Raw genomic sequence first — 14,031 nt, 5'->3', positions numbered from 1 at the left:
GGGCTGACTTTGATTAATAATATCCTGGATGAATTTTATTGGGATAAAATAATTAATAAAAGAGTTATTTGTTAAAAAAAGAGTTTATTATAAAAAAAGAGAGCTTATTATTAAAAAGAGTTTATGTTAAAAAGAGTTTTAATTAAAACTCTCACTTAAAACTCTTCGAATGGCTGTACAATTACGAATCCCTGGCCCTGGAATTTTAACTGGAATGTTTCACCACTATCTTTTCCCAGAAGGGTTTTAAAGTCCACATCTGCTTTAATAGAGGGGCTTAAACCGCCTGACCAGGCCACTGTTGCATTGGGATCAGTGTATACTGGTTGATCTGGAGTTACCACCAGGGTGATGGGTGTGAAATGAGTGGTTATGGCCACCATACCGGTTCCTTCCAGTTTCACGTGGAACAGGCCACCGGCAGACATTCCCACACCAGAACTCATCATGGTTATGTCCCATTCAATCTGCTCCTCAAAGGCCAGTAGATCATTCCCATTAACGAAAATCCTTTCGTTTTGGAGGTTCAAAACAACGATTTCTTTTCCCTGATCTGCCAGGTAAACTTTTCCCTGGCCTTTCATTTTCATTAGGGTGCTTGATTCTCCGGTCACTGCTTTTTTAACGAATCTGTCTATTCCATGTTCGAAGGTTCCCTCTCTTTTGAACTTCACATCACCGGTATAGGCAACCATTGCCCCTTTTTTAGACCATGCCTGGCCATTGAGGTTTATGTTCAGCAAGTAGTTGTTTTCAATCTCGAATGTTTCACCAGAACCACTTTTTTCCATGGTTTTGTTGATGAAATCATTAACCGAATATTTGCTGGAAGAACCAGCAACTGGTGCAGCGGTTGCTGATGGTTGTATTTCAGGGCTTTGAACAGGTTCGTCTATGGCTGTTTCCATTGATTCACCGCAATTTGGGCAAAATTTTCCATTAACTTCAGTTCCGCAGTTAGGACAAAACATTTTCACACCTCTAATAATAATTCAATCAATTGTCACTTAGAGTAAGTCCTTAATATAGTATAGTTTTAATGAGTGGGCTATAAATTGATGTTTCATTACTAATAGTTCTAGAACCACCCACCAAATAACTCAACTCAATAAGCTCTCAACATCCTTGATAATATCACAAACAGCTGTTTCAAGTAGGGATTCACCTAATTCCAGGTCCACACAAACACCCTGCCTTTGAACTTCACAGGCACCATCATCAATACCTTTACTTTGCTGGCGTGCCTTCTGCAGACCAACCATCCCCACTTCAGGGTATTCATCAAAATGACAGTGTTCATTAAGACGGGATTCATCGGCCATGCCCAAAACCACCCCCATGGAAAGTTCTCCTGTGCCTGCATGGGGCCCCTCTATTTCCACAATTTTGTTGTTGAAAATGATTTCAAGGCCAAGTTCCACTTCAATATCGTCCAGATAATCTTTGATGGGAACATTTCCACCATGACCATTTACCAGGACCACTGCTTCCAGATTTAGATTATTTCTGGCGTTTTTTAAGGTGGGAATGAGTTCTTTTTCCACCATAACATCTACGGGTAGGTGGATACCATGCTTCACATAGTCATACTCGGTTGCAGCATATAATATGCCTATAAATTTAGCCCCAGTGCGAAGAGATGCCTGAAGTGCCAGGTAAGAGGCGATTTTAGAATCAGTGTCAATGGGAAGTGATGCACCATGGTTTTCCAGGTGGGAACCAATGGCCATGATTCCTATCTTATGAACCTCTGGTGAAAGCACCCTGCCCGAGGAGTATCTCAGTTCTACCATAATAAATCAACACCAATTTAATAATCCGACTTTGATAATGATGAAATTTACATAAATACCCTAAATTCCATTAAATTCTCTAATTTCTGGGGGAGGGTAATCTGCTAAATAATTATATACTAACTAACTGCTAACCAAACTGCTAACCAAACTGCTAACTAATTAATATGCTAACTAACTATCAGACCCACTGACTGTGTTGTCTTTTAGAGTTTTATGGTATATTACCAGTAATATTATCAAGAACAGAGGCATCAGAATGTCCAGGTAGAGCACTGCTCCGGCATTACCTGCTGAAAGATTAGCTGTTTGCTGTATTTCATAGATGTGGCCTGCGGCTGCACCCCACATGAATATGGCGTAAGCAATGATGGCCGGTGCCCAGAAATTCCTGAAACGCACTGCCAGAAGACCTAAAATCCCATATGAAATATTTGCAAATCCAACTTCACGCAAAAATGGTGAATAAGCCCATCCTGTTGATTGAGCTACCATTTCTGGACTTAAAACTTGTGCCAGACCACTGAAAAGGGATCCAACACCAATTCCCACACCTAAATACCATAATAGTAATAATTCAGTTATCCGGTTTAGTGATTTGGGTTTTTTACCCAAGAAAAAATGTATTACCGCACCTAAAAGAGGCACACCTGCAAATATATACCACATTTCCATTGTTCTTACCCCATTCATTTTGTATTAGGTAAAACCTAATACTAAGTTCAATACTCAGGTTGTTCTATTCTTAGCTTTAAGTAATCTTTTATTTTTATCAGGCAGAAGCCCACCGTATCAAACAAAACATCAAAATTTCTGATTAAACATCAAGATTCCAGATCTTATCTCCAATGTAGTGTAAGGTCTTCACTGCCTTGCCCTTATCTTTATCTACCATTTCTTCTCCGGATATGATAGCAGTTCCCATTGCCAGTGGTTTGCGGTGGTTTTCATCAACCACTATAACTGTATCTCCCTCCTGGATCTGGGGGTCGGCCTCCACAATACCTGGAGACATCACATCAGCCCCACTGGCCATGAACTTCACTGCCCCCATGTCCACCACCACCATATGACTTTCGATGGGGTGTTTTAGAGCTCCTTTCAGGGTGGGAAATGGTTCGCCATCCAGGATTATGATAAGGGGATCGCCATCTACCATGATTAAATCAGGAAGATCACTTTCTAAGATCTCCACTTTGGATTTAGAAGGTATTAATGAGCTGTAAGGTCCTAATTTAGTTTGAAACTCTTTTAATTTCTTTTTTTTAAGATGGTATCTCTTTTTTATTTTCAATTACAATTCACCCTAATTCTAGTTTCCATTCTCACTTTTATATTTTTGATGGCGGTACATTTAAATATAAATCTTACCAACATTCATGGTATAGGAAAGGTGATAATAGTGAGTGTACAGAAGAATGTAAATACATCCCGACCATTAGACGTATTAGGTCGAGCCCTTAACTCTCAAGTGTTAATTAAACTTAAAGGTGGCAGAGAATTCCGTGGAGTTCTTGAAAGCTTTGATATGCATATGAATTTAGTTCTGAATGACGCTGAAGAATTAGAAAGCGGCGAATCATCAAGAAGATTAGGCGTGGTCCTCATACGTGGGGATAACATAGTATACATATCACCAGGATAAACGTAAGTACCGGTTAAATGATCCGGGAGATATTATTAGGAGGATATTAAATTGAAAGGTACACCATCATTTGGTAAACGTAACAAAAAAACCCATATCCGTTGTAGAAGATGTGGGAAAAATTCATACAATGCCAGGAAGCGCTACTGTGCAGCCTGTGGATTCGGAAGATCCAAAAGGGTCAGGACCTACAGCTGGCAGAACAAGAAACTTAATGGCTACAGGTTGAAATAGATGGAAATTAGAAATCCCATCGATGTGCGTATCATTGTGGAAGGAGCTTCAGACGTGGAAAACGTTTCCCGGGCATTGCAGAACATTGCCCTGGGAGCGGAGTACCACATAACCATCTCCTCCATTATACCCACCACCAACATAGAAATAGCCAAAAAAGCTGTTAATGGTGCAGATATTGTTTTAATCGCCACTGATGTGGATGCCCCTGGAAGAGAACTGGCCGAAAAATTCCAGAAAGTTCTCAAAAAAGAAGTGGGCCATATAGAACGGATGAAACTCCCCTTCGGCCATGACGTGGAGTACATTGACCCCGTACTTATAAGAAGGGAAATTAAAAATGCCATAATTCGTTCTGGATTACTATCCATAGCTAACCTGGGACGTTTCCAGGAAATTAAAGATCGGCTCAAAGAATCTGAAGCTAAAATTAAGGAATTGAATAAAGAAATTCAAGACCTCTCTTCACAAAAGGACGAACTCATATTAGAGAATCAGGAACTAACTGATTCCCAGGAAAGGCTCAAATTAAAGCAGTCAAGTTTACAGGAAGAGTTTAAGGTTACCAAACAGCGTTACGCTGATGTGAAGAACCAGTACGGAATTTTAATAAACAAAAATCTGTATGAAAGATTCTCTCTCAGCGAACTGTGGAAGGAAACCTTTAATGAAACCTTAGATGAAGAAGAACATATTACTTTTATTACCGGAGAATTTAAACCAGATAACATTGTTTTAGGGCAAGGTTTCATAACCGCCCCCTCTCGCAAAGATGCAGTGGATTGGTTAAAGGTTATTCGTACGGTGCTCATTTTTTACGATTCAAAAATTGAAGATCTTAAGGAAGAAATAGGTGATGATAAATTCAACCCACACCTACTCAAGGAGTAGTGGAATTATGAATTTTTCCATCTCTTTTTAGAAAATTACCTATGCCTAAGATAATAAGGGAGAATTCCAAGTGCAGGATAAATGCGGTATTGTAGGTGCTTATTCTCATAATAAGTCCCATAACATTTCCAGAGAAATATATTACGGCCTATATGCTTTACAACATCGTGGACAGGAGTCTGCAGGCATATCTGTTCATAATGGTGAGGAAATGCGTACCTATAGAGGTATGGGGCTGGTCTGTGACGTGTTCAACAATGGTAACATCGAAGGACTGGATGGGAATGTGGGAATAGGCCATGTACGTTACTCTACAACAGGTAAATCACAAATTCAAAATTCCCAGCCATTTATAAGTAAATTTGACATGGGAAGCATTGCTATAGCTCATAACGGAGATATTATCAACTCCATGGAACTCAGGAGAGATCTGGAGAAAGAAGGAATAAAATTCCAATCATCTACTGACTCTGAAGTCATCTGTCACCTCTTAACCAGGGAGTACTCCAAAAACCATGATATGGTGGAGTCTATAAAGAAGGTTTCCAAAAAATTAATTGGTTCCTACTCACTGGTTCTACTGGTTAACGATGACTTGATGGTGGTAAGAGATCCAATCGGTATCAAACCATTATCCCTGGGACAAAAGGAAGGAATTACCATGGTTGCCTCAGAAACTGTTGCTTTTGATGTGGTAGGGGCAGAATACGTTCGTGATGTGGAACCAGGGGAAATACTGCTTATCAACGATGAAGTCCATAGTTTCAAAATCCCCCAAAACCCAGGTACCCCCAGGGCCCATTGCATGTTTGAATACGTTTATTTCGCCCGTCCAGACAGTATACTGGATGGGAGGGTTGTTTACAATGTAAGGAAGAACATTGGCAAATCCCTGTTTAAGGAACACCCTGTGGATGCAGATGTGGTCATGCCAGTGCCTGACTCTGCAATAACTGCAGCCATAGGTTACTCTCGAGCCTCGGGAATTCCCTACGGGGAAGGATTGATCAAAAACCGTTATATAGGACGTACTTTCATCATGCCCACCCAGGAAGAGCGTGAAACATCCGTCAAACTGAAGATGAACCCCATACGGTCTGAACTGGAGGGTAAAAGCATAGTACTGGTGGACGACAGTATAGTGAGAGGGACAACTTCTAAAGCCCTGGTGAACGTTCTTCGTGAAGCAGGGGTAAAGGAGATCCATTTACGCGTGGGATCACCACCCATAACCTCCCCCTGTTATTATGGTATTGCCATGGCCACCCGTAAAGAGCTCATAGCTTCAGATAAGACCATAGAAAAAATAAGACAAACTCTGGGTGTTGATTCACTGGGATACCTCAGTATAGACTCCCTGGTGGAATGTATTGGGATCAAACGGAATGAACTGTGTCTGGGATGCCTCACCGGAGAGTACCCCACAGAACTACCGGCTAATATTGAAGAATACGAATCTTGTAGATGTTAAATCCTGTAAATGTTAAGTTTACAGGGTTTTTAGACTTTTTTAAAAACTAATTTTCATTAAATATTTTTTATTAATATTTTTATAATTAAATCAATGAAAAGATAGAATAGTAAAACAATTCAAATATATCTCACTGATTAAAATTTTAACTCTTAACTAATCTTAAATATCAATAATAAACTGGTTTTAACAAGTTAGGTGATTTTTTATGGTAGAATTACTGGCACCTGCCCGGGACTTTGCCTCTCTGGAGTCAGCCCTGAAAAACGGGGCCAACGCAGTTTATATAGGTTTAGATAACTACAATATGCGTGCCCATACAGCCAACTTCACTTTAGAAAAACTTAATCAAGCCACGGAACGCTGCCATGATTATGGGGCTCGCCTTTATGTTTGCACCAACACCGTAATGCGAGATAACGATATAAAACATCTTAAAACTGTTTTACCAGAAATCAAAAATGCCGGAGCTTATGCAGTAATCGCATCTGATCTGGGAGTTCTTAAAATCGCCGGTGATGAAGGTATTGATGTTCATCTCAGTGTTCAAGCTAACATATCCAATTTGGAATCTTTAAAACTCCTCCATGCACTGGGTGTTAAAAGGGTGATTCTCTCCCGTGAACTATCCTTAAACGAGATAAAAGAAATGGCTGGTGAAAGTCCCATTGAAGTGGAGGTTTTTATACATGGTGCAATGTGCCTGGCCATCTCCGGGAGATGTTTTCTAAGTTCTTTCCTTTACCAGAAGAATGCCAACTGCGGTGAATGTCTGCAACCCTGTAGAAAGGAGTGGAGATTAATTTCCAACGATGGTGATGCATTATCCACTGGAATGCCAGGAAATAAGGGTTTGGAAGAAATTGAAGGGAAATTAGATGAAATTAATGGATTTAAAGGCCATATTTTAAGTCCACGTGATCTTTGCATGATGGAATACATACCTCAACTTATGGAAGCTGGAATATCTTCCTTTAAGATTGAAGGCCGGGCCAGACCTGCTGATTATGTGGCCACCGTAACCAGGGTTTACCGTGAAGCAATTGATTCATACCAGAGTGGTGAATGGAAATTTCAGGACCGCTGGTTAGATGAACTCCGGAAGGTTTACAATCGTGGTTTTGACACTGGATTCTACTTCCAAACACCCCACCAGACCAGCAGCTACAACCAGGCCACCCACTACAAGCAGGATATAGGAGAAGTGGTTAACTATTATTCTAAGGTTAAAGCTGCGGAGTTAAGACTCTGGAACCCCCTTGAAGTGGGTGATGAGATTATTATACAAGGCCCTACCACGGGTTCAGTTATGAAGAAGGTGGATTCCATGCAGATAAGGGGGAGAAACATTGAAAAATCAGAAGGGGGAGAAAGTGTAGGAGTTTTCATTGAAGATAAAGTTCGACCCGGGGATTTGGTGTACCGGAGAATTAAAAGAAATAAATAGGATACTAAATACTATTTTTTGCTAATTTTATTTTACCTTTTTAATTTTCAAAAATTAATGTTAATCCACTCACAATTTATCAAAAAATAATCCACTATAATTTTATCAAAAAAAATTCTTAAGGAGGATTAAACTCTATCAATTATCAGAACTATAATCAAAGTTGCATCAATTATCTTTGAATTAATCATTTACTTATGATAGAGTTTTACAACACAAAAAATGAGTGAAGTAAATGCAAATAGGCGTTGCATAAAAACATAGATCCTTTTATAACTATGAATATCTGAAATCTTTCCTAGAAGTATTGGGATGGGGTGAAGGTTAGTCCATTAATAGTGATGAGGCATACACATCCAAGAAGGAGATATTGGATGAGTTGATAAAAAAATAGATAATAACCACTCACCATGAGCAAAAATAGAAAAATTTTATTCCCTATAAGGTTATACTAATTAGGAGATATGTGTTAGATTAAAAGGTATAGATTTATCATAGTAATTTAAGAATTGATTATAGTAATTTAAGAATTGTTCAGGGAAAGGAGTTGATATGATGAAAATTCAGGACGCCATGGAAAAGAACGTAATCAAATTCCAAGTGAACGATCGAATCGTTGATGTGGCTGGAAGCCTACGTGAAAACAAGATCAGCGGAGCACCAGTGATGAATAAAGAAGGCCAGTTAGTGGGAATCATCAGTGAAGGTGATATCATGCGACTCCTAGAGGTTCACTCCCCCCACATTAGACTGATCCTGCCATCTCCACTCGACTTAATCGAACTACCGGTACGTATGAAATACGAGATGGATGAGATAGCCGAAGACATGAACAAAGCTGCTTCCCTGCTTATCGGAGAAATAATGACCAAGAAAGTGGTGACCATCACCCCTGATGCAGATATTAGTGATGCCGCCCAACTCATGGACACCCATGATGTTAAACGATTACCAGTTATGGATTCTCATGGGAAAATGGTGGGTATAATCACCAGGGGAGATATTATCGGAGCTATGGTGAGGGGATGAGTAAGAGCAAGCACATTGCCATTTATGGTAAGGGTGGTATTGGTAAATCCACCATTGTCGCCAACCTGGCTGCATCCTACTCAGAAGATAAAAGCGTTCTGGTAATTGGCTGCGACCCCAAGGCAGACACCACACGCACCCTGGTGGGGCGAAGAATCCCCACCATCCTGGACATCTTAAAAGAAAAAAGAGATGCTCAAGAGGAGGATGTGGTCTTCCCAGGATACGGCAATGTGATGTGCGTGGAAAGCGGAGGCCCCGAACCTGGTGTTGGTTGCGCAGGGAGGGGAGTTATTGTGGCTATGAAACTCCTGGAGAACCTGGAAGTCTTTAGCCAGGACCCAGAAGTTATCATCTACGATGTGCTGGGGGATGTGGTCTGCGGAGGATTCGCAGTACCGCTCAGGGAGAACTTTGCCGATGAAGTTTACATCGTTACTTCTGGGGAGTACATGGCTCTTTATGCAGCTAACAACATTTCCAAGGGTATAAAAAAACTTAAAAGCAATCTCGGTGGCATTATCTGCAACTGCAGAGGTATCAACCGAGAATTAGAGATCGTGGAAGAATTCACTCACAGTATTGGGAGTAAGGTTATAGGGGTGATCCCCCGCAGTGAACTGGTTCAACAGAGTGAGATAGATGCCAAGACAGTTATGGAAAAGTTCCCAGAATCAGAACAGGCCCAAAAATACCGGGATCTTTCTTCAGCTATTTTAGATAACCAGGACTTTGTTATCCCCGAACCCATGGGTGCTGATGAATTTGATGAATTTTTCAGGGGATTTCAGTTACCAAAGAGACCATAAAACAATATTATCATAAATAACCAGTTCATCTAATCCATATATCAATTAATACTCCAGAACTCAATCAGACTATTTCCCATAACTCAATCAAATACTTCCAGAACTCAATCAGACTATTTCCATATATTTTAATCCAAATCTTCAAGGGTCAAATCTTCAAGGGCCTTAACCTCTAATTTTAATTTTTTAAACCCTTCCAGGCAGTTTAAAGTGGCCTGAGACTCATTTTGAAAATAGAATAAGTGTGCCGGGCAGTTGCAATCAGAACAACCAAAACCCTTTATTTCTGCTCCTTTTAGAGCTATTTGGGCTGCCAGTTCACATTCGTGTTTATCACCATCATCACTGTAAAATACTTCTGTTACTTGAGTATGGGGACTGTCCAGGAGGTAATCCACGTGCCAGTGCATCTTTTTATTTTGCCTGAGGTGTCTTTTGATCCTCCCCTCCAGGGAATTGAGGGCAGATCCCACATAAACATGACAACCCTTTTTAAACTGAATTTCTCCTTTTTTACCGATTTCTATGGATTGATTTTTGTTTAAATTTATTAGAAGACAGTATGTTCCTTTTAAAATAGTTTTTGTGACCATGGAACCTTCTCACCCTTACAATTTAGATCAGGATTTCTGCACCTTAAATCAGTATTTTACACTCAGATCAGGATTTTCTACACCTTAAATCAGTATTTTACACTAGATCAGGATTTCTGCACCAGACTCCAGTGGGATGAATTTTTCCCCAAATTCCCTTTTAAACAAGCATAACGCATCAAAACCTGTGCAATGACCCAGTGCAATGATTTCAGGGTTTAATTTTTTGAAGGATTCCACGGTCTTTTGAATCCTCTGTTGAGGGGCGTCCATGAGATGTGATCCTCCCACAACTCCGTATATATCATCCTGAAAATATTCACTGACAGAATAGAGGATGTTAACGATGCCCCTGTGGGCGCAACCCGAAATTAGAATCAGCCCATTATCAGTTTTAACCACCAGATTCAATTCATCCTTGAATTTATCTGGTAAACATTTCCCATTTTCCTTAACCTTCAGGTATTCTGGTATGGGTTCAAAACCAGAATGATCTTCTACCTGGTTGAAAATCCACATATCACCACTGATTCTGGTATTTTCAGTTACCCAATCCAGGTTGAGAGTTTCCACATCAACACTTTTTGGGAACCCAATGTAACGCTCTTTACCATCCAGTACTGCATATTTAAGACCTAATGTCTCAGGATGCATGTAAAATTTGGTTTCATTACCCTGAATATTGATACTGTCTACAATTGCAGGGATGCCTCCAGTGTGGTCACTGTGCCCGTGACTCAGCAGCACCCCATCCACTGTGTTAATTCCCAGGAGATCCAGGTTATGTTTCAAAACCGTGGGTGTCTGTCCTGTATCTACCAGGAGTTTTTTATCATTTCCTTCCACCAGTAAGGAAAACCCATGCTCGGCATATAAACCTGATTTGAGTCCTGCCCTGTTATCTACTACACAATTGATCTTCATGGAAACACCGGGAACATTTTTTTGATTCCTAACTTAATTCTACAATTATTTGATTCCTAACTTTATTACAATTATTTTTGATTCATAACTTATTCTACAATTATAATTATAATCCTGCACACCAATTCTACATATACTAATCAAATATCATTTTGAATATATTAAAATCATGACCCCTGATAATGAGATCAACCCCCTTAATGGGATCAACCCCTGATAATGGGAATCAACTTAATTTAGAAACAAAATTCAAGGGGATGAAAACGTTTCAAAGGTTAATTCAAGGGAACATAACACCTACCCATTCATCAACACTTCTTACATATTAACAATCAAGGTGATTAAATGGAATACACATTCGAAGCCAAAGGACATCACAACGTAACCTCCAAACACAAGACCACATTCGAAGTAACTCAGGACACCGAAATTGGACTGGCAGCAGATTGTATTGTGGGAGTGTCATCAAAAGTCTCCTTAAATGACCTGCCCCTCCAGATGAGGGAGGCCATCCAGAATGAAGATACAAAAATTCGAATTATTCTAGAAACAGAAAATGCAAAGGACGTTATTACCGGATATGGACATCCTGCACTGACCCTGGATCATCCCACAGATATGGTGTGCCGCAGGAGTGATTATACTTGCAGTCGCACCTTGATGATACGCGCAGACAAGGCATCTGTGGATCTGGACAGTGATCTAATCACCGAACTTGCCTCTGGAAAAACATTAAAGGTTACTATAATTGTCTGAACCTAAATTAAAAACAAAAAGAGTTCAATAAGAAGTGCAGGGGACGGGATTCGAACCCGCGAAGAGACTCACTCACTAGGCCCTCAACCTAGCGCCTTTGACCGCTCGACCACCCCTGCTGTGCTGATTCTCACACAAGAGAGTGAAGCATACCATCTTCTCTCACTTACACTATTTAAAGGTTACCGTTAATGATTAGAACAGTATTTAAATGGTTTAAAAGCAGCTTATATGAAGAAGAAAAAACTTATAATTATTACAAAGTACTTTCAAGTATTGGCAAGTATTATAAAGATTCCAAATAACTAAAAAATAACAATTAAAAGTTAATCAATAAAATTAATTGATAAACAGGATGTTTTCATTATGCAGGCAGTTCAAACCACTCCCCAGGGAATAATGGTGATGATAGAGGTATCCCCTAAATCAGCTAAGTTCCAGATAGCTGGTTACAACAAGTGGAGGCAGACATTGGAAGTGAAACTCAAATCACCCCCAACCAAGGGGAAAGCCAATAAAGAACTCATGAAAGAATTTTCTACTTTGACTGGTCATGCCACTGATATTATCGCAGGGCATAAAAGCCGCCAGAAAACCCTGCTCATATATGATATGGATGAAAACGAGTTTTATAAGATTTTAGAGGATTTAATCTAATTTTTAGTATTCATCGATTAAATAAATAAAAAAAAGGATATGAAATAGGTTTCTGGTCAAGTAACGTGGAATTTACTTCAAATACCGGGAATAATTCTCTTTATACCATTCCACTGTTTCTCTTAATGCTTCCTCAAATGAAAACTCAGGTTTCCAGCCCAGTTTCATGGCTTTAGAAGAGTCCAATGAGTAACGGCGGTCGTGACCCAACCGGTCATCTACAAAGGTTATCAGGCTCTCTGGCTTGTTTAACAGCTCAAGTATGAGGTGAGTTATTTCCAGATTGTTTTTCTCGTTTCCCCCACCGATATTGTAAACTTCGCCCAGTTCACCCTTAAGTAGGGCTGTTTCTATTCCTTTACAGTTATCCATTACATAGATCCAGTCTCGTATGTTCTTCCCATCCCCATAAACTGGCAGGGATTTATCCTGCATTGCATTTAAGATGAAAAGTGGTATCAGCTTTTCCGGGTACTGACGGGGTCCGAAGTTGTTACTGCTCCGGGTGATGATTATTGGGGTGTCATAGGTCCTCCAGTACGCTCCTACCAGGAGGTCTCCGCCGGCTTTACTGGCTGAATAAGGGCTGGATGGATCCAGGTTGCTGCTTTCAGTGAATGATCCTGATTCTATGCTCCCGTAAACTTCATCGGTGGATATCTGCAGGTAACGTTCAACATCATATTTGCGGACATTTTCCAGGAGGTTGTAGGTTCCGATGACATCGGTTTTGACAAACACCCCAGGGTCCTCTATGGATCGGTCCACATGGGTCTCAGCAGCGAAGTTAACCACCATATCACAGTCCCGCATTACCTGGGACACCAGTTCCTCATCTGCTATGTCCCCTTTAACAAATTCGATTTTGTCACGGACTTCCCGCAGGTTTTCCATGTCCCCGGCATAGGTTAACTTGTCCAGGACCACCACTTCATAATCATCATTAGCACAGAGATGGTGTACGAAGTTGGATCCTATGAATCCTGCACCACCTGTAATCATTATCTTCATATAAACCACCAGTTATCCGTGTTTTTTGTTCTCATCCAGTATCCAGTCGTAGGGGATTTCATCAGTATCTGGATCAAGACGGTACTCATCAGGTTCATCGTAGTTAAAGGCCAATGTGGGGACGCTTACAAAGAAGGCAGTTTCATCACCCACCGCTTTAAACCCATGATAAACTAATGGGGGGACACTTATGAGCATTGGATTTCTGTCTCCAATGAAAAATTCGTTGAGTTCACCATAGGTAGGTGAATCCTCCCGACTATCATATAATGCGACCTTCATCATACCGTGAACACATGTGAAGTTGTCGGTCTGTTTTTTGTGTAAATGCCATGCCTTCACCACTCCGGGATATGCTGTGGTCAGGTAGACCTGTCCGAATTCCTGATAAATATCATCATCACACCTTAATATTTCCATGAGCCATCCCCGCTCATCAGGAATTACTTTAAGATTCTTTACTTTTACGCCGTCAATCATAAATACACCGTTAATTCTTCTTGGAAAGTTTTATATATCTCTCTCTTATTAACCATTACCATGGATCGTCTTATGGGAACATGATGAGAAGAATTTACAGAGTCACCAGATCATCAGGTGTGGTAAGAAACCCATAATATTCATCATCATAAACCCTGAAAAGACTGATTTCCAGGACTAAAAGACTGATTTCCCGAATATTTACCTTTGAAAAAAAATAAATGTGCAAAAGATTATTTTAGAATAATTGGAAATTAAAATAATACTTCAAGATTCATCATTATCTGTATA

17 protein-coding genes and 1 tRNA gene are annotated in these 14,031 nt (G+C 40.1%); 9 read left to right on the top strand and 9 right to left on the bottom strand.

What is annotated here, in order from left to right:
* Positions 1-155: 155 nt before the first annotated feature.
* The 4 genes from HY987_RS01665 to HY987_RS01650 all read right to left on the bottom strand — a co-directional run bounded on the left by HY987_RS01665 (position 156) and on the right by HY987_RS01650 (position 3,087).
* Positions 156-971, bottom strand: coding sequence for an AIM24 family protein (locus HY987_RS01665; RefSeq protein WP_292754900.1), 816 nt, complete (start codon positions 969-971; stop codon positions 156-158).
* 129 nt (positions 972-1,100) lie between these two features.
* A complete protein-coding gene (arfB, locus tag HY987_RS01660; protein WP_292754897.1) occupies positions 1,101-1,793 on the bottom strand; it encodes a 2-amino-5-formylamino-6-ribosylaminopyrimidin-4(3H)-one 5'-monophosphate deformylase in 693 nt (230 codons plus the stop codon).
* Positions 1,794-1,967: 174 nt separating this feature from the next.
* Positions 1,968-2,468, bottom strand: a complete 501-nt coding sequence (locus tag HY987_RS01655) for a DUF6790 family protein (protein ID WP_292754894.1) — start codon at positions 2,466-2,468, stop codon at positions 1,968-1,970.
* A 142-nt stretch (positions 2,469-2,610) separates the two neighbouring features.
* Entirely contained in the window at positions 2,611-3,087 is a 477-nt protein-coding gene (locus HY987_RS01650) for an RNA-binding protein (protein ID WP_292754892.1), read from the bottom strand.
* A gap of 108 nt (positions 3,088-3,195) precedes the next feature.
* Here HY987_RS01650 and HY987_RS01645 point away from each other — a divergent pair, with 108 nt between their 5' ends.
* The 7 genes from HY987_RS01645 to cfbC all read left to right on the top strand — a co-directional run bounded on the left by HY987_RS01645 (position 3,196) and on the right by cfbC (position 9,319).
* Positions 3,196-3,438 (top strand): LSm family protein, encoded by a 243-nt coding sequence (locus HY987_RS01645; protein ID WP_004030252.1) that lies wholly within the window; start codon positions 3,196-3,198, stop codon positions 3,436-3,438.
* Between the two features lie 51 nt (positions 3,439-3,489).
* Positions 3,490-3,672: a 50S ribosomal protein L37e gene (locus HY987_RS01640; RefSeq protein ID WP_008511958.1), complete on the top strand. Its 183-nt coding sequence runs from the start codon at positions 3,490-3,492 to the stop codon at positions 3,670-3,672.
* A complete protein-coding gene (locus HY987_RS01635; RefSeq protein WP_292754881.1) occupies positions 3,673-4,563 on the top strand; it encodes a toprim domain-containing protein in 891 nt (296 codons plus the stop codon).
* Between the two features lie 70 nt (positions 4,564-4,633).
* A complete protein-coding gene (gene purF / locus HY987_RS01630; RefSeq protein ID WP_292754878.1) occupies positions 4,634-6,034 on the top strand; it encodes an amidophosphoribosyltransferase in 1,401 nt (466 codons plus the stop codon).
* Positions 6,035-6,242: 208 nt separating this feature from the next.
* Complete coding sequence (locus HY987_RS01625) at positions 6,243-7,481, top strand: peptidase U32 family protein (RefSeq protein ID WP_292754875.1); 1,239 nt, start codon at positions 6,243-6,245, stop codon at positions 7,479-7,481.
* Positions 7,482-8,033: 552 nt separating this feature from the next.
* Complete coding sequence (locus HY987_RS01620) at positions 8,034-8,510, top strand: CBS domain-containing protein (RefSeq protein ID WP_292754873.1); 477 nt, start codon at positions 8,034-8,036, stop codon at positions 8,508-8,510.
* Entirely contained in the window at positions 8,507-9,319 is an 813-nt protein-coding gene (gene cfbC / locus HY987_RS01615) for a Ni-sirohydrochlorin a,c-diamide reductive cyclase ATP-dependent reductase subunit (protein WP_292754870.1), read from the top strand. The genes HY987_RS01620 and cfbC overlap by 4 nt, the downstream gene beginning before the upstream one ends.
* A gap of 128 nt (positions 9,320-9,447) precedes the next feature.
* On the opposite strand, the gene HY987_RS01610 is transcribed toward cfbC, so the two are convergent.
* Both HY987_RS01610 and HY987_RS01605 read right to left on the bottom strand, forming a co-directional pair.
* Positions 9,448-9,912, bottom strand: a complete 465-nt coding sequence (locus HY987_RS01610) for a DUF123 domain-containing protein (RefSeq protein ID WP_292754867.1) — start codon at positions 9,910-9,912, stop codon at positions 9,448-9,450.
* 102 nt (positions 9,913-10,014) lie between these two features.
* On the bottom strand, positions 10,015-10,836 hold the full coding sequence (locus tag HY987_RS01605; protein WP_292754865.1) for an MBL fold metallo-hydrolase: 822 nt from the start codon (positions 10,834-10,836) through the stop codon (positions 10,015-10,017).
* A gap of 345 nt (positions 10,837-11,181) precedes the next feature.
* Here HY987_RS01605 and HY987_RS01600 point away from each other — a divergent pair, with 345 nt between their 5' ends.
* Positions 11,182-11,592: a DUF371 domain-containing protein gene (locus HY987_RS01600; protein WP_292754862.1), complete on the top strand. Its 411-nt coding sequence runs from the start codon at positions 11,182-11,184 to the stop codon at positions 11,590-11,592.
* A 35-nt stretch (positions 11,593-11,627) separates the two neighbouring features.
* Here the strand turns inward: HY987_RS01600 and HY987_RS01595 are convergent.
* Positions 11,628-11,711 (bottom strand) — tRNA-Leu (locus HY987_RS01595).
* Between the two features lie 247 nt (positions 11,712-11,958).
* On the opposite strand from HY987_RS01595, the gene HY987_RS01590 reads away from it, so the two are divergent.
* The gene (locus tag HY987_RS01590) at positions 11,959-12,249 is read left to right on the top strand and encodes a DUF167 family protein (RefSeq protein WP_292754859.1); all 291 of its coding nucleotides are present in this window, start codon (positions 11,959-11,961) and stop codon (positions 12,247-12,249) included.
* Between the two features lie 72 nt (positions 12,250-12,321).
* Here the strand turns inward: HY987_RS01590 and rfbB are convergent, their stop codons facing one another.
* Together rfbB and HY987_RS01580 are read right to left on the bottom strand one after the other, a co-directional pair.
* Complete coding sequence (gene rfbB, locus HY987_RS01585) at positions 12,322-13,260, bottom strand: dTDP-glucose 4,6-dehydratase (protein ID WP_292754857.1); 939 nt, start codon at positions 13,258-13,260, stop codon at positions 12,322-12,324.
* Positions 13,261-13,272: 12 nt separating this feature from the next.
* Positions 13,273-13,740 carry a dTDP-4-dehydrorhamnose 3,5-epimerase family protein gene (locus HY987_RS01580; RefSeq protein ID WP_292754855.1) on the bottom strand — a complete coding sequence of 156 codons (468 nt, stop codon included), beginning with the start codon at positions 13,738-13,740 and terminating at the stop codon, positions 13,273-13,275.
* Positions 13,741-14,031: the final 291 nt, after the last annotated feature.

Source organism: Methanobacterium sp. (assembly GCF_016217785.1).
GTDB lineage: Archaea > Methanobacteriota > Methanobacteria > Methanobacteriales > Methanobacteriaceae > Methanobacterium.
Note: the sequence above shows the minus strand (reverse complement) of the source record. Positions and strands in the feature narration are given on the sequence as shown.